The organism is Gibbsiella quercinecans (assembly GCF_002291425.1).
Taxonomy (GTDB): Bacteria; Pseudomonadota; Gammaproteobacteria; order Enterobacterales; family Enterobacteriaceae; genus Gibbsiella; species Gibbsiella quercinecans.
This window is the reverse complement of record NZ_CP014136.1, coordinates 5078534-5098922: the sequence shown is the minus strand read 5'-3', so window position 1 is coordinate 5098922 and position 20389 is coordinate 5078534. Positions and strand designations below refer to the sequence as shown.

The 20389-nt window shown below is 54.7% G+C and carries 18 protein-coding genes and 1 tRNA gene; 6 read left to right on the top strand and 13 right to left on the bottom strand.

Annotated elements, in window-relative coordinates; genetic code table 11:
* Window positions 1-134: 134 nt before the first annotated feature.
* Window positions 135-704, bottom strand: a complete 570-nt coding sequence (locus tag ACN28Q_RS23175) for a HutD/Ves family protein (RefSeq protein WP_095848488.1) — start codon at window positions 702-704, stop codon at window positions 135-137.
* Window positions 704-2074 (bottom strand): formimidoylglutamate deiminase, encoded by a 1371-nt coding sequence (locus ACN28Q_RS23170; protein WP_095848487.1) that lies wholly within the window; start codon window positions 2072-2074, stop codon window positions 704-706. Before ACN28Q_RS23170 ends, ACN28Q_RS23175 begins: the two co-directional genes overlap by 1 nt.
* 181 nt (window positions 2075-2255) lie before the next feature.
* Between ACN28Q_RS23170 and hutC the strand changes: the two genes are divergently transcribed.
* From hutC to hutG, 3 genes are all read left to right on the top strand, one after another.
* Window positions 2256-2972 carry a histidine utilization transcriptional repressor HutC gene (hutC, locus tag ACN28Q_RS23165; RefSeq protein WP_413541207.1) on the top strand — a complete coding sequence of 239 codons (717 nt, stop codon included), beginning with the start codon at window positions 2256-2258 and terminating at the stop codon, window positions 2970-2972.
* Between the two features lie 142 nt (window positions 2973-3114).
* Window positions 3115-4344, top strand: a complete 1230-nt coding sequence (hutI, locus tag ACN28Q_RS23160) for an imidazolonepropionase (RefSeq protein ID WP_095848486.1) — start codon at window positions 3115-3117, stop codon at window positions 4342-4344.
* Window positions 4331-5137 carry an N-formylglutamate deformylase gene (gene hutG, locus ACN28Q_RS23155; RefSeq protein ID WP_095848485.1) on the top strand — a complete coding sequence of 269 codons (807 nt, stop codon included), beginning with the start codon at window positions 4331-4333 and terminating at the stop codon, window positions 5135-5137. The genes hutI and hutG overlap by 14 nt, the downstream gene beginning before the upstream one ends.
* A 929-nt stretch (window positions 5138-6066) precedes the next feature.
* Here the strand turns inward: hutG and ACN28Q_RS23150 are convergent.
* From ACN28Q_RS23150 to umuD, 6 genes are all read right to left on the bottom strand, one after another.
* On the bottom strand, window positions 6067-6948 hold the full coding sequence (locus ACN28Q_RS23150) for a nucleoside-specific channel-forming protein Tsx (RefSeq protein WP_095848484.1): 882 nt from the start codon (window positions 6946-6948) through the stop codon (window positions 6067-6069).
* A 464-nt stretch (window positions 6949-7412) separates the two neighbouring features.
* Window positions 7413-7685 (bottom strand): hypothetical protein, encoded by a 273-nt coding sequence (locus ACN28Q_RS23145; protein WP_095848483.1) that lies wholly within the window; start codon window positions 7683-7685, stop codon window positions 7413-7415.
* A gap of 68 nt (window positions 7686-7753) precedes the next feature.
* Window positions 7754-8644 carry an aromatic amino acid DMT transporter YddG gene (gene yddG, locus ACN28Q_RS23140; protein WP_095849170.1) on the bottom strand — a complete coding sequence of 297 codons (891 nt, stop codon included), beginning with the start codon at window positions 8642-8644 and terminating at the stop codon, window positions 7754-7756.
* Between the two features lie 260 nt (window positions 8645-8904).
* A complete protein-coding gene (gene budC / locus ACN28Q_RS23135; protein ID WP_095848482.1) occupies window positions 8905-9660 on the bottom strand; it encodes a meso-2,3-butanediol dehydrogenase in 756 nt (251 codons plus the stop codon).
* Window positions 9661-10504: 844 nt separating this feature from the next.
* Window positions 10505-11773 (bottom strand): translesion error-prone DNA polymerase V subunit UmuC, encoded by a 1269-nt coding sequence (gene umuC / locus ACN28Q_RS23130; RefSeq protein WP_095848481.1) that lies wholly within the window; start codon window positions 11771-11773, stop codon window positions 10505-10507.
* A complete protein-coding gene (gene umuD, locus ACN28Q_RS23125; protein WP_095848480.1) occupies window positions 11774-12196 on the bottom strand; it encodes a translesion error-prone DNA polymerase V autoproteolytic subunit in 423 nt (140 codons plus the stop codon). It abuts the gene before it with no gap.
* Between the two features lie 257 nt (window positions 12197-12453).
* On the opposite strand from umuD, the gene ACN28Q_RS23120 reads away from it, so the two are divergent.
* The gene (locus ACN28Q_RS23120) at window positions 12454-12624 is read left to right on the top strand and encodes a hypothetical protein (RefSeq protein ID WP_165907104.1); all 171 of its coding nucleotides are present in this window, start codon (window positions 12454-12456) and stop codon (window positions 12622-12624) included.
* 97 nt (window positions 12625-12721) lie between these two features.
* On the opposite strand, the gene ACN28Q_RS23115 is transcribed toward ACN28Q_RS23120, so the two are convergent.
* A tRNA-His gene (locus ACN28Q_RS23115) sits at window positions 12722-12802 on the bottom strand.
* A 1139-nt stretch (window positions 12803-13941) separates the two neighbouring features.
* On the opposite strand from ACN28Q_RS23115, the gene cspE reads away from it, so the two are divergent.
* Window positions 13942-14154, top strand: coding sequence for a transcription antiterminator/RNA stability regulator CspE (gene cspE / locus ACN28Q_RS23110; protein WP_095848479.1), 213 nt, complete (start codon window positions 13942-13944; stop codon window positions 14152-14154).
* Window positions 14155-14569: 415 nt separating this feature from the next.
* Here cspE and cho read toward each other — a convergent pair whose 3' ends face one another.
* Together cho and ACN28Q_RS23100 are read right to left on the bottom strand one after the other, a co-directional pair.
* Window positions 14570-15442 carry an excinuclease Cho gene (gene cho, locus ACN28Q_RS23105; protein ID WP_095849169.1) on the bottom strand — a complete coding sequence of 291 codons (873 nt, stop codon included), beginning with the start codon at window positions 15440-15442 and terminating at the stop codon, window positions 14570-14572.
* Window positions 15443-15533: 91 nt separating this feature from the next.
* Complete coding sequence (locus ACN28Q_RS23100; RefSeq protein WP_095848478.1) at window positions 15534-17114, bottom strand: FAD-NAD(P)-binding protein; 1581 nt, start codon at window positions 17112-17114, stop codon at window positions 15534-15536.
* Between the two features lie 269 nt (window positions 17115-17383).
* Here ACN28Q_RS23100 and ACN28Q_RS23095 point away from each other — a divergent pair, with 269 nt between their 5' ends.
* Window positions 17384-18445, top strand: coding sequence for a glycosyltransferase family 9 protein (locus tag ACN28Q_RS23095; RefSeq protein ID WP_165907105.1), 1062 nt, complete (start codon window positions 17384-17386; stop codon window positions 18443-18445).
* A gap of 204 nt (window positions 18446-18649) precedes the next feature.
* Here ACN28Q_RS23095 and ACN28Q_RS23090 read toward each other — a convergent pair whose 3' ends face one another.
* Both ACN28Q_RS23090 and tnpA read right to left on the bottom strand, forming a co-directional pair.
* The gene (locus ACN28Q_RS23090) at window positions 18650-19591 is read right to left on the bottom strand and encodes an alpha/beta hydrolase (protein WP_095848476.1); all 942 of its coding nucleotides are present in this window, start codon (window positions 19589-19591) and stop codon (window positions 18650-18652) included.
* Window positions 19592-19906: 315 nt separating this feature from the next.
* Entirely contained in the window at window positions 19907-20365 is a 459-nt protein-coding gene (gene tnpA / locus ACN28Q_RS23085) for an IS200/IS605 family transposase (RefSeq protein WP_038918153.1), read from the bottom strand.
* Window positions 20366-20389 lie beyond the last annotated feature (24 nt).

The window sequence follows — 20389 nt, the reverse complement described above, 5'->3', positions numbered from 1 at the left end:
ATTACTTGCCGGCCATGGCTCATCGGTGGCCGGAACGGATCGCGATGGTGCAAAGTACGCACCACGATGAAGCACACTGACCGGAATACGGAAGAACAACCTGGCGCCGGCGCAGGCCAGGGAAGCAAATACCTTTAGCACGGGTGAATATCGGCCCACAGGGCAAGCGCCGGTTCGCTCCCCTGCGGCACAAACCGGGCCGGCGCCGCCGCCTGCCGCCACCAGCCGCCTTCGCCGGCGGCCAGTACCGCCGTTTGCTGCTGCACCCACTGCCAGCGGCCACAGAGCACGTACAGCACCCCGTCATGGCCGGCCGGAAGTTGAATCGGCCCGGCCAGGCGTTGGACGTTAACCGCCCATCGGCCGCGCCGCACCATGATATTGAAATCCTGGCTGGCGCCGCCAAGCAAGGTGGCATGCAGCGCTACGTCGCCGAGGAAGGCAAACGGCTCGCCGACGTGGGCCAGTGGGTGATCGATCAGCCCTTCGCTGAACAGGCGCACGCCGTCGCCCGCCAGTAGCGTGATTGAGCGATCAATACCGGGGAACAGCGAAAAGGGGCCGCTTTGCGCGATCGTGGCAATGCTGGCGCGCCAGTTGAAATCCGCCCCCGCCGGTTGGCTGACGATCTCGCGGGTTTCACCGCCGCCGTTGCGCCAGCGGCTGACCGGCAGCGTGGCAAAGGAAAAACGGTGCAGGCTCATCACACCTCCTGACGCAGCGTTTTCAACACCTGCTGCAAGGCCGCGGCGCTTTGTTGTTCCAGCGCATGGCGCCCCTGGCTAATCACTTGCTTGCCCGCGACAAATACGTCGCGGATCTGCTCGCGGCCACCGGCAAACAGCCAACGGTTGAGGATTGCCTCATCCGCGGCGGCGGCCAGGTAAGGATCATTGCCGTCGAGCACCAGCCAGTCGGCCCGGTAGCCGACCGCCAACTGACCGATCGCCACGCCGCAGGCCTGCGCGCCCCCTTGCAGCGCCTGCTGGTAAAGTACGTTGCCCACCACCGGCTGCCGGGCGGTGACCAGGCGGTTGCGGCGCTGATCGCGCAGGCGCTGGCCGTATTCAAACCAGCGCAGTTCCTCGACCACGTTGAGTGAGACGTGGCTGTCGGAACCGATGCCCCAGTGGCCGCCGTGGTGCAGATAGCTATCGCCGGGAAAAATACCATCCCCCAGGTTGGCTTCAGTGGTAGGGCACAGCCCGGCGACGGCCCGGCTTTGCGCCAGGCGCACCAGTTCATCGCGATCGAGATGCGTGGCGTGCACCAGGCACCAGCGTTCATCCACCGGCAGATGGTCATACAGCCAGGCCACCGGGCGCTGGCCGCACCAGGCCAGGCAGTCATTCACCTCTTTTTGCTGTTCGGCAACGTGGATATGCACCGGCAAGGCGCTATCGCACGCGGCCAGCACCTGCTCCATTTGCTGCAGCGTCACCGCGCGCAGCGAGTGGAAACACAGCCCCTGATTCTGCAGGGGTTGCCCGGCCAACTGGCGGGCGATGGTGCGTTGCTGGGCCAGGTAACTGTCGGTATCCTGAATAAATCGCAGTTGCCCCGGCTGGGCCGGCTGGGCGCCGAAACCGGCGTAGCTGTATAATACCGGCAACATCGTCAGGCCGATCCCCGCCTGCGCCGCCGCCTGGCTTAGTTGGCCAGTCATTTCCCCAGCATCGGCGTAAGGCTTGCCGCCCGGGCTATGGTGCAGGTAATGGAACTCGGCCACCTGGGTATAGCCGCCCTTTAGCATTTCGATATACAGTTGGCCGGCGATGGCCGCTATTTGCTCCGGTTCCAGGCGCTGCACCAGGCGGTACATCAAATCACGCCAGGTCCAGAAGCTGTCCTGCGGGTTGCCCGCCACTTCCGCCAGCCCGGCCATCGCACGCTGGAACGCGTGGGAGTGCAGATTGGCCATTCCCGGCACCACATCGCCCGCCAGGCGGGTGCAACCTTCCGGAGCGGCGCCCACTTCCACGTGGCTCAGGTAGCCGACATTGTCGACGTTCAAGCGGACATCATGCGCCCAGCCATCGGCAAGCAAAGCGCGCGGAGCAAAATATGCAGGCATAGCGGTTCCCCAACGTTAAAAAGTGGCGGCCGGCCCAAAATAAGTGCTGACAAAACCGCCCTTGGTTGTATATACATATACATACACCAGCATCAACAGTAAACTGGTGTTATGCTTTTTTTATTTGATGAGGTTAACGCCCGTGGTGGATCAACAAACCCTGCTACAACTGGCTGCTGCAATGAGCGATACCCCTGCCCCGATTTATCAACGGGTGAAGCAGGCCATCGTGAACCAAATTCGTTCGGGCCATTGGCAACCGCATCAACGCGTTCCCTCGGAAAGCGAACTGGTGGCGGAGCTTGGCGTTAGCCGCATGACCATCAACCGGGCGCTGCGGGAACTGACCAGCGAAGGGTTCCTGATCCGTATGCAGGGCGTCGGCACCTTTGTCGCCGAAGCCAAGGCGCACACGGCGCTGCTGGAAGTGCATAACATTGCCGATGAAATCGCCGCCCGTGGTCACCGCCACCGCAGCCACATCGTCGAATTTATCGCCCGCCCCGCCAGTGAAGAAGAAGCCGCAGCGCTGGACATTCAGCCTGGGCAGCAGGTGTTTTATTCCCAGATAGTGCATTACGAAAACGACATGCCGGTGCAGGTGGAAAACCGCTGCGTCAATCCGGTGGCTGCGCCGGATTACATGATCCAGGATTTTGACCGCGTTACGCCCTATACCTATCTGATGCAGGCTGCGCCGCTCACCGCCGGCGAGCATATCGTCGAAGCCGTGGTGCCCACCCGGCATGAGCGCGAACTGCTGCAGTTGGCGGAGCATGAGCCTTGCCTGCTGATCCACCGCCGCACCTGGTCGGGGAAAACGGTGGTCACATCGGCCAGGCTGCTGTACCCAGGCAGCCGTTACCAGCTGTTTGGCCGTTTCACCAACGAACGGTAATCCCTACGGGGGGTGAACGTTCCCCCCTGCTTCCCCTACCCTGGTTATTGCATAAATTTCACGCGTTATGGTTGCCGCCTTGCCGGCAATGCGCTAGCTTGTGTTTAATTGTATATACAACAATATGGGAGTAGGAAAGCACATGACCGCTGAGACTCACTGCGACAGCCTGTGGTACGGGGCGGATATTGTTACCCTGCGAGACGGCCGTTATCACACCATCAAAAATGGCGCGATAGCGGTGCGCAGCGGAAAGATCGTCTGGTTGGGGGAGCATGCGGCATTGCCGGCGTTCACGGCGGATAATACGGTGGCCTTCAACGGCGGCATCATTACGCCGGGCTTTATTGACTGCCATACCCATCTGGTGTTTGGCGGTAACCGTAGCAGCGAGTATGAGCAACGGCTCAACGGCGTGAGCTATGCCGAGATTGCCGCACAGGGCGGCGGCATTGCCGCCACGGTGCAGGCCACCCGCGCCACGAGCGAAGAAACACTGCTGGAGCAGGCGCTGTTTCGCCTGCGGCCGTTGCTGGCCGAAGGCGTTACCTGCGTGGAGATTAAGTCCGGCTATGGCCTGACGCCAGAAAGTGAGCTGAAAATGCTGCGCGTGGCGCGCAAACTGGGCGAACTTCTGCCGGTTGAAGTCAAAACCACCTGCCTGGCCGCACACGCCCTGCCGCCGGAATATGCCGGCCGGCCCGACGATTATATTAGCCTGGTCTGCAACACCATTATCCCGCAGGCGGCCGAGGCGGGCCTGGCCGACGCCGTGGATGCTTTCTGTGAACATTTGGCGTTTTCCCCGGCGCAGGTGGAAGCCGTCTTTGCCGCCGCCGAGCGGGCCGGTTTGCCGGTAAAACTGCACGCCGAACAGCTTTCATCGCTCGGTGGCAGCGCGCTGGCTGCCAAACACCATGCGCTTTCCGCCGATCACTTGGAATATGCCACGGCCCAGGACGCCGCCGCCATGGCCGCTGCCGGTACCGTGGCCGTGTTGCTGCCGGGCGCCTATTACCTGCTGCGTGAAACGCAACGCCCGCCGGTCGAACTGTTCCGCCAGCACGGGGTGACGATGGCGATCGCCAGCGATGCCAACCCCGGCACTTCGCCAGCGTTGTCGCTGCGCTTGATGATCAATATGGCCTGCACGCTATTCCACCTGACGCCGGAAGAAGCGCTGGCGGGGGTTACGCTGCACGCAGCCAAAGCGTTGGGGCTGCAGCAAAGCCACGGCTCGCTGGAAACCGGCAAGGTGGCGGATTTTATTCATTGGCCATTATCAACGCCGGCTGAACTGGCCTATTGGCTGGGCGGGCAACTGCCCTGTACGGTGATTTTCCGAGGAGAAGTACGCAATGAGCATCCATGATCCTTTTGATTTCCAGGCCGGTAGCCTGCCGTTGCTGATCAGCATACCGCACGCCGGCACCCGGCTCACCCCGGCGGTAGACGCCACCCTGACCGATGACGCCCGCCCGCTGCCGGATACCGACTGGCATATTCCGCGGCTGTATGATTTTGCCGCCGCCATGGGCGCCAGCATCCTGGTTGGCAACTATTCACGCTTTGTTATCGATCTCAACCGCCCCGCCGACGACAAACCGCTCTACACCACTGCCACCACCGGCCTGTATCCCGACGTGCTGTTCGATGGGCGGCCAAGCTTCGCCGCCGGGCAAGCGCCGTCGGCGGAAGAACGCGCTGGCTACCTGCAACACATCTGGCGGCCCTACCACCAGCAGCTACAGGATGAGCTGGCACGGTTGAAGGCTAAACACGGCTATGCGCTGCTTTTTGACGCGCATTCCATCGCCTCCGTCATTCCCCGCCTGTTTGACGGCACGTTGCCGGATCTCAACCTGGGCACCAACAGCGGCGCGAGCTGTGCCGGCACGCTGAGCGATCGCCTGCTGGCCTGCTGCCAGCAGCAACAGCAATACACCCATGTGCTGAACGGGCGTTTTAAAGGCGGCTACATTACCCGCGCCTATGGCCAACCCGCCGAAAATCAGCATGCCGTGCAGTTGGAACTGGCGCAGGTGAACTATATGCACGAACAGCCCCCCTTCGCCTATGACGCACCGCGCGCCGCGCAGTTGCAAGGCCTGCTCAAGCCGTTGATTGAAACCTTACTGGCCTGGGGTGAACAGCAGTACCACTAACCTACCGCCGGGCGCGGCCCAGGGATGGGCCAAATAACCAGGCAAACACCCCGGCAACATAGGGAGTATTTACAGAAAAGTTCCACGGCACCGGATAATGGCAGCGTATTATACGCAGCGTGGTAACAAGGCCAAAGCAACGAGCGCAAAGCATTAACAATATTTACAGCCTGCCAAAGTAAATACCCGGAAGGGGAATTTAAATTCAGATATTTCTTGCAGTGAAAAAGCCAATCCAGTACTTTTGGCACCGGTAACTAAAAAGAGTTACCACGTTTTTTTCGCATCTCAAACTTATCTTCCTTATCATCCAAGATAATATTTCTGTGAGTTCCCGCCGTTATCGGCGGGATATTTTTTCGCATTCGTTACCTGGCGCCCGCCGTCGCCTCCACGCGCCCCAATGCGGCGGGATCAGGCACGGGGTTCGCCACTCAACGTAAAACAAACTATAGCGCTTATATTTTAATACCTTAAAAAACGCTGTAGTTTATTTACCCAAGCCGTTTATAACCTGGCGCGCTTAATAATAGAACGCTGATTGAGCAGGCGTGTTTAAATGCCGCACAGAATAACCTGCCGTTAAAATAAACGATATCTCAACAAAGAGTGGGAAATACGGGAAACGATTAATGAAATAGTGGATGATACCTACCGTTGCAGATACCACGATTCTACGGTAATAGCGTTATGAAAAATATGATTTATAAATCAGTAATAGTGACGGTTATGCTCTTTTTAACGGGCTGTGCGCCCCTTCACCAGCACGGCGGCCATGCACCCAATCGGTTCGACCACGGGCATAGCCACCCGGCGCCACACCACGGCCATCACCGCTAAGCACGCAGCCCCGTGGCACCATAACGGCAGTGCCCCTTTATCCAGCCGAATAAAGGGGCATTTTTTACCGTTTCAGCTTGGCTGACGCGTTAGAAGTTGTAGCCCGCCACCAGGTAGTAACCCCAGCCGGTGGATTTGATCGGGCTTTGTTGCAAACCGATATCCGCCCCATCCTGCCACTGGCCGCCGTGATGGAAGTAACGCGCCACCACGGAATAATGCCAATGCGCATAGTTCAACGACAGAATATGGCTGGAGGCGATGGAATCGTTGGTGCGGACCTGTTTGCCGGTGCCGTCCACCCAGTTGCTGTCCTTGCCCAGATCGGAACCAAAATCGAAGTTGGTAAAGCCGATGTAGCTGAGGTTGCCGCCCCACAGTTCGGTAATCGGCACAAAGTATTTTACTTTGACGCGGTAACCGTCCCAGCTGTTTTCATTGGCCGCGCCGTAGTTCTGCCATTGATATTTGGCATACACGTTCAGTGACAGGCTCATCGGCAGGCCGGTATCGATATCGGTGCCCAACCCCATATACCAGGTGCTCTGACGGGAAGCCTTATCACGCCCCATATCGTAGATATAGTTGTTGGCGATGTACCATTCTTTGAACGGCCCGAAGCTGAGATCGGCCCCGGTCAGCTTATCAATGGAAAAGCGCGGTTCGATTTCCATGAACATCGGTGAGCCCTTATCCCAGATGCCCCGATCCGGCGTGTTGCCAACGCCGAAGAATTTCGGCACGTCGACATAGCCGTAAAAATCCAGCCATTCATGTTTGGCAAACGCTTCGTATTCCAGGTAAACGTCATTGTTCAACTGCGGCCCGAAGCGGGTATGGTAGCTCCCCACTACGTTGACACTTTGGTGCCACCAATCCGAAACATATTCACTGTCTTTGCTATCAGCCATTGATGATGCGCTGTACGACGACGCGAGCAGCACACCTGCTGCGAGAGCTATTTTTTTCATTTTATTACCACATGCTTAAAGGGCCATTTCCTGCCCGTTAGAAAGATGACAAACCTACCAACGACACCCGGTATCGCGTTCGGCTCACGATGCCACCGAATCACGCGCGCATTATAAGAACCACAAAGTGCAACAGTCTGTGATCCAGTTACGCATTTCGCGAATAGGTAATCGATTGCCTTCACATTTGTCAATTTTTGTTTCATGAAAAATCATAATTTTTGTGATTTTAATCATGATAAGAATTTTTAAAGCAAGATATATGCCATATTTACTGGCAACTTGGGGTTATTGATCTGGTGGCTGGTAGGGATAAAAAAACCGCAGTTGCCGGCCGGCAGTGCGGTTTTGATGTGAGCAGGCGCCAGGCTGAACTAAAGAAACCAACGCTGGGTGAAACCCATCAGCATTGCTGATGAGCTAGCGGTAAGCACAGCATCTGCAGCGATAGCCTGGTATAAAAGCTAACGCGCGCCTGGCAACGCTTTGGCAATGTTCTCCTTACGGAACACCACCTCTTCGCCCGGATTAATTTCCCATGCCTTCAAGGGGATATCCAGCCGGGGCGCCGCGGCAATGACCGAACCATGAAATACATTACCTTCACGGAATAAAATACTGACGTCGATCTGGTATTCATGCCGCAAATTCGCCGTCGTCAGGCGAACAGTATCGCCACGGCCATAAGACTGCGCGCCACTGCTGGGCTGTAGAGTAAATTGAATATCGTCTCTCATGAGCAACATCTCCATACAAAAGGGCTACTTACAGCTTAGCGGGGAATTGCCCCTGGTGCTCAATCTGCTTACCTGCGAGTAGCCCACCAGCACACCAACGATCCCAAGGTTACCATCGCGCCCCCCTGCCAGAAATTGATGCTGAGCACAGTGCTGAGCACGATGGCGGCAAGCACCGATGAAAGCACCGGGGTAAAATAAGAGGCGGCCGCGAGCAGCGCCATGTTGCCACGCAGGATGCCAACGTTCCAGGCGGCATAACCCGCCCCCATCGCCACGCCCACGCACAGCAGCGCCGCCGTGACGGCGGGGGAAAATTGCATGCCCGTTTCGTTGCTGATGGCATATTTCACCCACAGCGACACCGCCGTCAGCAACATAAACAGCACCACGCCATTATGGCCCTGGGCGCTTTTCCGGGTGACGTTGCAATAGGCGGCCCAAAGCAGCGCGCCGCTAAACACCAGGCCGTAGCTAAGCGGGTTGCTGCGCACGTTGTGCAGCAACTGCGCCAACGACCCTGCGTTCCCACCGTTCATGATCCAGCCAATGCCCGCCAGTGACAGCAGCATACCCGGGATCACCCACCAGGTGGCGCGTTGCCCATTAAACACTATCGCCATCAGCACAGTGAAACAGGGCCACAGGTAGTTGATCATGCTCAATTCTATTGCCTGGGTGCGGCTGTTGGCATAGCCGAGCGCCAACGACAGACAGATTTCATAGGCCACGAACAGCACGCTGCCCGCTATCAGATATACCCTGGGGAATTGGCGCAGTTTGGGCCAGCCCATCACCGCCAATAAAAACAGCGTACTGACGCTGTAGATCATCGCCGCGCCGCCGATCGGCCCCAGGCCTTCACTGACGAGACGGATCAGGCCGGTGATGCTGCTCCATAACACAATTGCCAGCAGGCCCAGCAACGTAGCTTTATGCCGGGCCAAAAAAGAAAACATGTTCAGGCCTTCCAATCGATTATTTTTATCCGTTTTTTACTTTACGGTGCGGTACGAGAAAAGAAAAGGCGCAGCGCCAATGGCTGCACAAAGGAGCGAGGTAGCCTGCCAAGCTGCGGGGCATCGTTGCAGCAAACAGGGATCATGAGGCGTCTACGGTTAGCCGGCGGCAGGTATAAAAAAGGGCACAGCAAGCTGTGCCCTATTGGCGTAACGCCATACGTTACGCAGGCAATGATGCATTGCCTTCCACTACAGTGTTAAACGATTTTTGGCTGGCCGTCAGAGGCGGTTGCCCCGCCATCGACCGGCACGTTGGCGCCGTTGATAAAGCTGGCGTCATCGCTGGCCAGGAATGCCATAACCGCGGCGATTTCTTCGGGTTCTGCCGCACGGCCCAACGGGATACGTTCGTTGAATTTGTCGCGGATCTCCTGCGGCCAGCCATTGGTCATGTTGGTTTTCACCAGGCTTGGGCACACAGAGTTCACACGCACGCCGTCTGCGCCGTGATCCAGCGCCATGGCGCGGGTCAGGTTAACCACTGCGCCTTTCGCTGCACAGTAATAGGCTGCGCCCCAGTCACCGCCCAGGCCGGAAACCGATGCAGTATTCACGATACTGCCTTTGGTTTTCAGCAGGTGCGGCAGCGCGAATTTGGAACAGAAGACCACGCCGTCGATATCCACACCGGCAATGCGGCGCCAATCGGCAACGCTGGTTTCCAGCACGCTACCGGCAACGTGAACACCGGCATTGTTCAGCAACACGTCAATACGGCCGAGTTTCTCTGCAACGTCATTCATCATTTTTTCAACGGCCGCAGGATCGGAAACATCAACGTGTACCGCATGCGCTTTGCCCTTTGGCAGCGATGCCGCAACGGCATCGACGGCGTCTTTTGCCCAGTCGGCCAGTACGACAATAGCGCCTTCAGCGGAGAAACGGCGAGCGGCCGCTTCCCCCATGCCGTTACCCGCACCGGTAATCACGACGACTTTATTATCAAAACGCATAGAACCTCCTCATGAATATAAATATTGCTTAATAAATCGTACAAATACGAAACTAGAGCGAGGATAGCCCTCGAGGGTAGAAACGACCAGTCAAAACGTGCGGAATTTAATACCAACCCGGCATTTATGGTTATTAATTAATCAACAATTGCAACCAAATGCTGTTTGTTTACACAATCAGCCGATCTTGTTCGATTTCAGTTATCATGGAACCAGCGTAGGCAAAGTATTAAGAGTTACTGGAGGATCTCGCATTATGGAACATGATTCCCATGGGATGCGCGCAGTACAACAGGGCTTGCCGCTAAAGGAACAACACGAAAAGTGTTTATCGGTATACCGACAGTACGTAATAAAATCTTATCACCCAAACGTCCACACACTGCGCCATCCAGTGAAATGAAATAACTGATTCTTATTCTTATAGCGATTGCCGCCGGCGCACGTTTTGTGGCCTAACGGCCCCACGTTTTCATGATAAAAATTAAGTTTTATTGATGTATAGCAAACTATTGGACCCCGTTTGCGGGTATAAATTAATTAGATTCACTTATATTTTCCCTGGTGTTGGCCGAATTGGCAACCCGCCGTATCACAACAGATCGGCGGGATTTTTTTCTGCTTTTGGCGACTTTATTACCACACGAACCTATCCACTGGTTGTTCCCTACCTATTTGCAGAGTGAAATCGTGTAGCGCCGTTGCCTATGCCCATTTTCGCTGGCTTACCACTTTTAACGTGACAGCTGTAAATTAACTTATTAGTTAATATTGTTAAGTATTTTTTTCGGGGAATTATATAAGAAACCAGGTATATGGTTGCGCCCCATTCCCCCGAGCCAGGTTAATACACCCGCGCACGCGGCAGATCGGCCAGCCTTGTTGTGTAAGCCGGCGAGAGCAGTTCACGCTTCATCGCCCACACCTGCTGCGCCCCCTGCCCGGCAAACCACACCTTCGCCCCGCCTGACTGATTGATCTGATCCAACACGCTCATCAGCGGCCCACTGTTAGGCCGCGGCGGGTATTCATCGAACAATCCCAACTGGGCCACGCCCTGGCTGAAAAAGTCTTGCAGTATCACCCCGCATTTTTGGTAACGATGCCCTGGCTGCCAGATCTTATCCAGGCAGCGCATAGCCGCGGTGATAATGTCGCGGGTATCCTGCGAGGGGGTATGGAGCGGTATGCTGGCCGCATTGCCGTAATAGGCGCGATGATTCGCAAAGGGGCTGGTTTTGATCCATGCGCTCACATGACGGCAATACTGGTGTTCCGCCCGCAATTTTTCCGCCGCCCGGCTGGCATGCAGGCAGATGGCCTGGTGCATATGCTCATACAGCGTTATCGGATCGCCAAAGCTACGGCTACAGACGATCTGCTGCTTGGTCGGCGCAAACTCTTCCAGTGCCAGGCACGGCTGGCCACGCAGTTCACGCACCGTGCGCTCAAGCACCACGCTGAAATGCTTGCGGATCATCGCTGTACTGGCATCGGCCAATTGCAGCGCTGTTTCAATCCCCATGACGCTGAGTTTTTTCGCCAACCGCCGGCCGATGCCCCACACTTCCGCCGCCGGCACTATCGCCATTAACCTCCGTTGCCGCGCCGGGTTAGAGAGATCGACCACGCCATTGGTCTTCTGCCACCGCTTGGCGGCAAAGTTAGCCAGCTTGGCCAGCGTTTTGGTTTGCGCAATCCCGATACCAATCGTTAACCCGGTTTCTTTTTTCACCCGGCTTCTGACCTGGTGCCCAAACGTTGCCAGATCGGTACAGTTGCGCACGCCGGTCAGATCGAGAAAGCTTTCATCAATGCTGTAGATTTCGATGTGCGGCGCCATCTCTTCCAGGATGGCCATAACGCGCGTAGACATATCCGCATAGAGCTCATAATTGCTGCTGAATGCGATACCGCCAGCGCGTTCAAAGCGTTGCTTAATCTGGAAATAAGGCACCGCCATTTTTACGCCGCAGGCTTTGGCCTCTGCACTTCTGGCGACAACGCAACCATCGTTATTCGACAGCACAACCACCGGCCGGCCACGCAAATCGGGGCGCCACAGCATTTCACAGCTCGCATAGAAATTGCTCACATCAGCCAATGCGTACATTTACTTGAGCCTGGTGATAACAGAGACAACAACGCCGAATATCTCAACCTCGTCATGGCCTTCCCGCAGGGCTATCGGTTGGTATTTGGGGTTCATCGGCTCCAACTGGCGGCGAGGGTGCAGGCACAGCCGTTTTACGGTGAACTCCCCGGCAACACTCGCGATCACGATATCGCCGTGCCCCGCGCTGATGCTGCGATCGACCACCAGCATGGAGCCTTCGGTGATGCCCGCTTCGAGCATCGAATCCCCTGTGGCGTACAAAAAGTAGGTCGCGTTGGGGTGGCTGATGCAGTACTCGTTCAGATCTATCCGTGCGCCGACATAATCCGCCGCCGGGCTGGGGAAGCCTGCCGGCACTTTGTCAGAGAACAACGGAAGTTCGAGTTTGCCGGGGTTCGCCGTTGGGTAAAATAATCTCATATGCTCACCTTTACTGTTTTTTTATACAGTATAAAGGGAAATTTTTAGCAATGGGAGAGGCCGCTATGCCAAAGCACGCTAGCCTACTGATCGGTAAAGAAAGTTAGTGTGAAGTGACGGGCTAAAAACAGCGCCAGGCGCTTGCCGCACGGCCTTCCTGCACAGGAATCGGTCGTGCCGCAGCCTTAATCAAACTTTTACCGGGCGTTTTATGGTTAACTACCCTGACGTAAAACTACCGAAATAGGTTACAGATAATGGACGATAAAAAACCGCAAGACACCAAGATCAATGAAGGCTTTGCCAAGGTTCACAATGCCGGTGAACTCGTCAGCGAAGAGGAAATCGCGCATTTGGCGGAAAAGGCCAAAGAAGAGGCAAAGGCCAATATGGAAAAGCACGAAGCCAAAAAATCACAGAAAAAGTAGCAGCACGCCAGCCCCAGAAACGCGAAACCCCGGCGGTGGCCGGGGCGCCAGGGCTATTCGCACAGGGGCATACTCATATGCGCCCTGCGGCCGTATTTGGTCCGCCATCGAGGTCTCGAACCCCGGCTCTTACTTCCTGTCACGAAGCAATGCTCTTGCCACGTTGAGCTAATGGCGGATAGAGCGATCATATCGGCCAGAGCCTCATCGTTCAACCCGATTAAACACGTGGGTTCCGCCCCGCCCTTGGTTGAACCGGTTCATAACGCTTGGGGATGTACGCTCACGCCAGCGGCAATCGCACATTGATGCGCGCAGAAGATAGCCCATAGGAAATTGGCGGTTAAATAAATACGTCATTTAAGATAAATAAAAATATCACGCGACTATCAGCGCGGGGAAATATATACCAAACACGCCGGAGTAATATTTTAAACAAGCCAGCAAGCGGGGATAAAGCGAAGAAACATGACGCAGTGATTTTGCCGTTGCAGCGATGACTTTGGTTCCGGGCAAAGGGCGCTTTAGGCGGGTAGCCAAACGATGCGACTCCTTTGCAGCCCCCCAGGGTGAAGCCCTGGAAGGACTATAATGGGTTTTTAAGATAGACGTCCAAAATCCAGAGCACCACTAAAATGCCGATGAAAAGCGGGTTGTTCATATGCCCCCCCTTAACGTTCATACTCATGAAACACAGCTTCCAAAGCAGATTGTCAGATGCACGCTAAGCGCCACAAGAATGTTTAATACAACCAGAAACAGGGTAGTCTCCGCATTGGAAATGCGTAACATTCTACCCTTTCCTGATCGCTCTTCAAGCACATTTGCAAACGGCGCAAGCTCATGACCAGGCACCGTTTCCAGACCGTTCAGCTTCTTTGTTACCGCAGGCCGGGGCACAATGGCACCGCGGCTCTCCTGCGCCTTATGCCCTAGGATGCGGCCATGATGATAACGCTCGGATAAAAACGATTTCACAAGAGTTGATCAGGCTGAGAAATATGCGTTTCGCATTCGATAAAAATCTAAACCTCATGAAAAACCCAAAGCCGAAGAGCCAATGAACACCAATAAAACATTTAAAAAATCAGATAAGAAAAATTAACACTTGCTTAATAAAGCAGGACAAGGATATGATGCGTCATCGGTTTGGAACACAGACCTTATGAAAGCAGTTTTAGTAAAGCAGTTCTCAGTTCAAGAGTTTATCCATAGATGCCCTTCTTCATGAGCCTTCTCCTAAGTGCCCAATAAGTAATTATCTGAATACAGGCCATGTTTGCCACCTTAAGTGGCTAAAAATTAAAGGAAGTATCTATGTCTAATAAAATGACTGGTTTAGTAAAATGGTTTGACGCTGGTAAAGGTTTTGGTTTTATTTCGCCAGCAGATGGCAGTAAAGATGTATTCGTACATTTTTCAGCTATCCAAAGTAATGACTTCAAAACTCTGGATGAAGGGCAAAAAGTGGAATTCTCTATCGAGAATGGCGCAAAAGGCCCTTCTGCCGGCAATGTCTGTGCGATTTAATGCCAGATAATTCGCAAAGGCTTACAATAGCGATGACGGCAATAGCCTGAGCAGTTAAGCCATAGTGATAAAAACCCGCTGCTGCGGGTTTTTTTAAATGTAAAAAATAGCAAAAGCCAACATAACTGCAACTTGAATGATTTTGTGTATAGATACACAAGACCAAAGAAAACCATCAGTACCGGTAAAATGCCCCAGGGCAACCCATGTTTATCTCTTCGCCTTTGTTTTAGCCAGACACCTATAATTTAATGATTTTTTATACTCATAAATCTCATATTTTTTGAACTCTAACCTGTTACGTTCCTCAGCAGAGCCCACTGCATCATCCTCACCGTTTTTAGCTAACGAGCCGGCTAATGCCCAACCAGACAGATACGAATAGGAATTACGCCCAAATAAAGACTCTAGGGCGTCATGCTTGTTCGTAAAGATCTATAATCTCATACTGCCCACTCATCACGGGTTTACAGAGAATTTTATAGCCGTCGCTGTCAAAACCCGGCGCAGCGACCATTAACGCCGGTGCATCGCCCAGATCGTCTACGGCACCGAGCCAGAGCCAATGGTGAATAATGTGGTACTGCACCCTATCCGGCCCCTGCTCGCGCAAAGCGATCGGGCCCTGCCACGGCCAACACACCACGCGGCCTTCCTCAAGCGCAGCAAGCAGCCGCTGGCGATGCGCGGCCAGGCTCTCCTTGCCACAACAGGCGCCGGCGCAACGCTTCAGCGCCGAGCGAAAACAGGGGCGCCCCCGGCTCAACGGCTCAAGCCCCAATAGCCCATAACAGAGTTGATGCCGATCGGCGATGGACTGCAGCGCCTGCAGCGCCGCCCGCCGGTTAGCAAATAGCCCGAACAACCCCGCTTTACGAGCGAAGTCCACCTCTTTGGCATACACCACTTCAGGCTTATCGGCATTAAGCTGCAAGGCACAAAGCTGTTTGTTGCGGCGCAGGCGCTTATTAAACAGCGGCTGCTGCTTTTTGATCATCTGCGCCTCCAGCAGCAAGGCGCCGATTTCACCGGCGGTTCTGACGAACGAGATCCGCCGTGCCTGGCGCAGCATCGCGGCTTCATCCGGGGCGCGCAAATGTGAAAGCACCCGGCTACGGATATTCACGCTTTTACCAATATAGAGCGGCATGGTTTCACTCTCGCCGTGGAACAGATAAACCCCTGGCAACGAGGGCAAGCCCGCCAACCATTGGCGCAGGTGCTCTGGATATTGATAAATTGCCGCGGCTTCAAATGCCAACCGCGGCGCGCTTTGATGTCTGGCCAATGATTTCCCCTGTACTGGTTTTTCATACAGTATAGCGCCATTAAATAACGTTTTACATGGCGACAGGCAAAACCATGGCCCGCTGACCAATTCAGCGCCGCCAACGAGATAGGGCTGCACGTGCAATTGCTGCGCCGATGTCCGCGCTTGCGGTAATGCCCTGCACAAAAGGCCGGTCATGCATCAGGTATGGCAATGCGCCAAAAGCAATGCGCCCGCGCGCGATATCCGGCGCCAGCAAGGTGTAATCGTCGCCGACGGCGGGAATATCCTCGCCCGACGCCATCAGTTGCCGCCTTAGCCCCGGAAACGGCAATTCGTTGGTTTTGAGCGGCCGCTGGCCGCGGGCATCAATGAATAAATCAAAGAGATATTCTGCGCCATCAATGCGGATTAGTGTGTTTTTGTCCAGTACCTCTTGTTGATAATCATACCCAAGCTCCAGCAGGCCAATCACCCCGGCTGCGCGCAGCGCCAACAGCCGGCGTATAGATTCGGGCGGGATTGCCGCATAGTTATCAATGAAAACCTTGGCCAGCCCGGCCGTGAAGCGTTGGTGATCCTGTTCCCCAAGGTGCGGCACGATGGCCTGCACGGCTTCATGCAGCCGCAGGATCGCATAACGCCAGGGCACGGTGCGCTTGCCGCGCTTGTTGCGCTCAACTTCGGCCAGGTTGTATTCAGCCCAGCGAAACGGATCATAGCGTGCGCGATCGCTGAAATAAGCATCGGCGAAACTGTCAGCATCCAGCGCCGCGAGCGATACCCGCTCACTCCAGGCGGGATCGGCAAGCTGGATCTCTTCAACCATGAGCATAAACACGCGATCCAACAGCCCCTCTGGCCCGGCAGCGATTTCTTGTTTAATCGCCTGCTCGGTTGCCATGCGCAGAGGCTGATAAGGTATGGGGCAGTAAAAATCGGCTTCCGGCAGTATCCCCGAGCGTGACATCAGCGTGATGCTCAACGCCTGGCTTTCCGGGGCAAGCTCGAAACACAGTTTACCCTCGGCGCCCTCAACAAACTGGCCATGCTGCTCCACCACGGCCATGGCCGCATCAATCGCACTGAGCGATGTCCCCATGATGCCAATGCGACAGGCGGGAATCGCCGTTTCCACCAGCCCCGACCAGGGGCTGGGAAAATAGCTGCGCGTCGAGGCTTCCTTTTCCGGCCAAACATGCCCGGTGGCAATCACCACCAGATCAAAAAAATCGGCGACAGGCGCGCCGCCGGCGCACAGCTTCACACCTGCAGGCAAGGCTTCAATATCCGCCACTTTGCACGACTCATGTAATGTGACCGCAAAACCGCGCGCCGATGCCTGCTTCAGCAGTATCTGGAATTGATCTCTGAAATATTGCCCAAGCAAAATCCGCGGCAAAAACTGGCGCTGATGCAGGCTTGATTTATCAACGCCGAAACGCGCCAGTTGTTTTTCGTCTTGCAGGCGCAACCATGCCAGATAGCTGGCAGTAATCGGCGGGATCTCGATACTGGCGATATTCGCCAGCATCAGCCGGCTATTATCCTCATCGCTATAAGGCATCCCCACGCCCGCCTGCTCTGCCTGCTCGAAGAGGGTTATCGCCAGGGGTGTTTCACTTTTTAAGAGCGAAAAGAACGTATAAATCCCTGTTGGGCCTGTCCCCACAATCGCAATGCGTTTCATAGCGCGCTCCAGTTATTTTTGGCATCCATTAATCAGGGTGTATGGCCCTCACGCCCAGCTCCATAAAGGGTAGCTTTCTCCCCCCTAAAAAGTAAGTTAACATGCGCTGCGGTAAGCACCTGGGGTTAGGGCCGAGCAGCTAACCTTCTTGCCGTTAGCGTGGCGTTAACGGATACCCTGGCCGGATGGGTACGGAGCAGGCTGCTCTGTATTTTTTGCTTAATGGTCACATCGCTGCTATCTGTTTGCGGACTGGAGCCGCCCTAACCATGCAGTTTTTAAAACGTTTCAACCGCGCTAAAAACACCGTTTTGCGCCGCCTTAAACTGCACACGCTCAACACCTGGCTTAATATCACGTACCGCCCACCCAGCTGGGAACCCGAGAAGGTTAAACGGGTTCTGCTGCTGCGCCTGGACGATAAAATCGGCGACATGGTGGTGACCACCGGTACGGCGAAACAACTGGCCGACAACGGCTATCACGTCTCGGTGCTGACAGGCAATGTCTGCAAATCTATGCTGGCATTCTGTGATGCGGTTCAGCAAACATATCTATACGAAAAGCGGATGTCATTGCGTTCACTGCGGGCGCAACATTTTGACGTTGTGATCGATTTCGATGACGTTGTGGACTACGAACGGCTACGCCTGCTATTTCTGCTTGCGCCACGCCATGTCATTGGCTTTAACAAGCCAAATTCGACGATTTATTCCCCGAAGTTAAACTGGCGCAATAGCGAGCAACATATTACAGAACGGCACCGGCAAGTGTTGGCGTTATTCAATTTGCCGCCTGCGCCCTTCCACTATCATTTGGGGCGTGATCCTGCAGCGGCGGCCCTTGTCGCGCCATTAACGCTGCCGGCGGATCGCCGGCTTATCGCCATCAATCCGTTCACCGGCGCAGAAGACAAAGACTTTTCCCGCGAACAGGTGCAATGCCTGATCGCGCATATACGCCAACACCATCAGGAATGCCGCATCCTTTTAATTGGGCATAGCGACAAACTGCAATCCTTGCAAATTCCCACAGCGGAATATGTGGCTAACAGTACCATTAATACCGCCATTGAGATCGTGCGAAACGCCGATCTGGTGATAAGCCCCGACACGTCGATTGTGCATATCGCATGTGCTTTTAATACGCCGCTGCTGGCGGTTTACAATACCCGCCGCCTGAAAGACAGCGGATTAGTCGGCTATAAAATATGGGCGCCAAATTATTCGCATGCCACACAAATTGTTACCGCGTGCCCGGCGATTCGCGATCTGTCTGTAACCACGCTAATACAAGCGCTGGATGAAAAACTCACCCAATTAGCGCATTAACGCCGCCGACATTAACAGCACATGAGGTAATTCCGGCATGGTTTAACTGCCATTGATATTGCAAGGTGTACAGTGCTTGCAGATAACGAGATCCAATTATCTGCCATTCCATTGATGCCCTACCCGGTTTTCCCGCTGTGCTCTGCCCAGCGGGATTTTTTATGGCCAACGCCCCACCTGACAGCAACGGCGCCACACCATCAATCACCTTGATGAGCTGTGGGACTTTACGAAATCCGTGATAGCGCTCACCACGCCTGGCGCCAGAGGCAGATCGGCCATAGCATAAGTCGCCAGATTAACGGCTTTGTCATCCGTCGTGACCGATTTAAAAATGTGATTCGTATCGGGCAGCATGGCCAGCGTTGCCTGGGGAAAAACCTGCCTAAGTTGTTCAGCCGTGGCGGGCACCTGAATATCGCGCTCCCCTTGCAGAATCAAAACCGGCTTATCGATCTTGCCCGCTAGCTTAATGGGGTTCAATGAAAAAGCACTGATTAGGAACCCCTGCACGGCGGGCTTAAAAAGCGGCATAAGCAATGGCGGTATATTCTGGGCATCGACACGATGGCCAGCCGAGAGCTGGTTGATCACGTTTACAGCCGCATCCATCAACGGCGCATTATGAGGGTTGGACCGTAGCTGTGCGGCCAAAACCTCACCCAGTGGCCTGGCCGGCGTGGCAAGCAGCACAAGCCCACAAATATTTTTAATTTTTCCGACAGCAACCAACGCCACCAGCCCCCCCTCACTGTGCCCCAACAGCCAAATGCAGGATGCGCCAGTTTGTGCCATGGCAACATTCACCCACGCGCTGATATCGTCAACATAATCATTGACGGTTACCGCGTTGGCATCTGGCACGGCGGCCTGGCTGCCGAACATACCGCGCTTATCGATTCGGATACTGGCAACACCTTGCGCTGCCAACCCTTCCGCCAACAATTTATAGGTTGCTGCGCGAATGCCCAGTGGGCTATTGCCATCACGATCGGTAGGCCCAGAGCCCGGGATGATCAGGATAACCGGCGCCCCTTTTTCTGCCGGCAGAACAGCCGTTCCCCGCAGGGCACCCAAAGGACCTGGCGCCTCCATTTCATAGCTTGAATGTAGTTGATGAGTGGCTACTGGAGCATCAGAAAACATGAAATCCACCTTAGTCTACGAACCGTTATATTCCCTGCCGCTCTCCTCAAACAGGCAACTATCACTATCGATCTGTTAACCATAGAAGCCAATGAAAGCAGCGCAATTATTAAATACCGCGAATGTTACGATCATTGATGTGCCATAAAAAAGTTAACGCGGCATGAAAAGGAGCAAGGAGGCAGGTAAATAAAATGGTGGCGGCAAATAAATATCCTCCGGCATAGCCGGAGGTTTTTCTGATGCGCCTATAAGGCTCTGTTACCAGCCGCGCCCTAACAGGCGCATACGATCTGACATTTGCATCAGACTCCGTTACTTACGGCCCGTAAACGGGCTACCCGGGTAAGGGATCGATAACTGCTCGCCCATTTTATCCTCTTCAAGTTGGTGCTTTATGTATTCCTGTATCTTCGCGGTGTTCTTCCCCACCGTATCTACGTAGTACCCCCGGCACCAGAACTCCCTGTTTCTGTATTTGAATTTCAGATCTCCAAACTGCTCATAAAGCATCAGACTGCTTTTCCCTTTCAGATATCCCATAAAGCCAGATACGCTCATTTTGGGCGGGATTTCCACAAGCATATGGATATGATCTGCGCAGCATTCAGCTTCCAGGATCCGTACATTTTTCCACTCACATAGCTTTCTTAAGATACTGCCTATCGCCAGACGTTTCTCTCCGTAGAACGCTTGTCTTCGGTATTTTGGCGCAAAAACTATGTGATATTTACAGTTCCATCGGGTGTGCGCTAAGCTCTTTTCGTCCCCCATTGGGACCCCCTTTTGATTTCTTGT

Coding starts and splice junctions, on each gene's coding strand:
- ACN28Q_RS23095 (WP_165907105.1), top strand. CDS start 17,384: ATGCAGTTTTTAAAACGTTTCAACCGCGCTAAAAACACCGTTTTGCGC.
- cspE (WP_095848479.1), top strand. CDS start 13,942: ATGTCTAATAAAATGACTGGTTTAGTAAAATGGTTTGACGCTGGTAAA.
- ACN28Q_RS23150 (WP_095848484.1), bottom strand. CDS start 6,948: ATGAAAAAAATAGCTCTCGCAGCAGGTGTGCTGCTCGCGTCGTCGTAC.
- yddG (WP_095849170.1), bottom strand. CDS start 8,644: ATGTTTTCTTTTTTGGCCCGGCATAAAGCTACGTTGCTGGGCCTGCTG.
- umuD (WP_095848480.1), bottom strand. CDS start 12,196: ATGAGATTATTTTACCCAACGGCGAACCCCGGCAAACTCGAACTTCCG.
- hutC (WP_413541207.1), top strand. CDS start 2,256: ATGAGCGATACCCCTGCCCCGATTTATCAACGGGTGAAGCAGGCCATC.
- umuC (WP_095848481.1), bottom strand. CDS start 11,773: ATGTACGCATTGGCTGATGTGAGCAATTTCTATGCGAGCTGTGAAATG.
- ACN28Q_RS23090 (WP_095848476.1), bottom strand. CDS start 19,591: ATGTTTTCTGATGCTCCAGTAGCCACTCATCAACTACATTCAAGCTAT.
- ACN28Q_RS23100 (WP_095848478.1), bottom strand. CDS start 17,114: ATGAAACGCATTGCGATTGTGGGGACAGGCCCAACAGGGATTTATACG.
- ACN28Q_RS23120 (WP_165907104.1), top strand. CDS start 12,454: ATGGACGATAAAAAACCGCAAGACACCAAGATCAATGAAGGCTTTGCC.
- ACN28Q_RS23175 (WP_095848488.1), bottom strand. CDS start 704: ATGAGCCTGCACCGTTTTTCCTTTGCCACGCTGCCGGTCAGCCGCTGG.
- ACN28Q_RS23170 (WP_095848487.1), bottom strand. CDS start 2,074: ATGCCTGCATATTTTGCTCCGCGCGCTTTGCTTGCCGATGGCTGGGCG.
- tnpA (WP_038918153.1), bottom strand. CDS start 20,365: ATGGGGGACGAAAAGAGCTTAGCGCACACCCGATGGAACTGTAAATAT.
- budC (WP_095848482.1), bottom strand. CDS start 9,660: ATGCGTTTTGATAATAAAGTCGTCGTGATTACCGGTGCGGGTAACGGC.
- ACN28Q_RS23145 (WP_095848483.1), bottom strand. CDS start 7,685: ATGAGAGACGATATTCAATTTACTCTACAGCCCAGCAGTGGCGCGCAG.
- hutI (WP_095848486.1), top strand. CDS start 3,115: ATGACCGCTGAGACTCACTGCGACAGCCTGTGGTACGGGGCGGATATT.
- hutG (WP_095848485.1), top strand. CDS start 4,331: ATGAGCATCCATGATCCTTTTGATTTCCAGGCCGGTAGCCTGCCGTTG.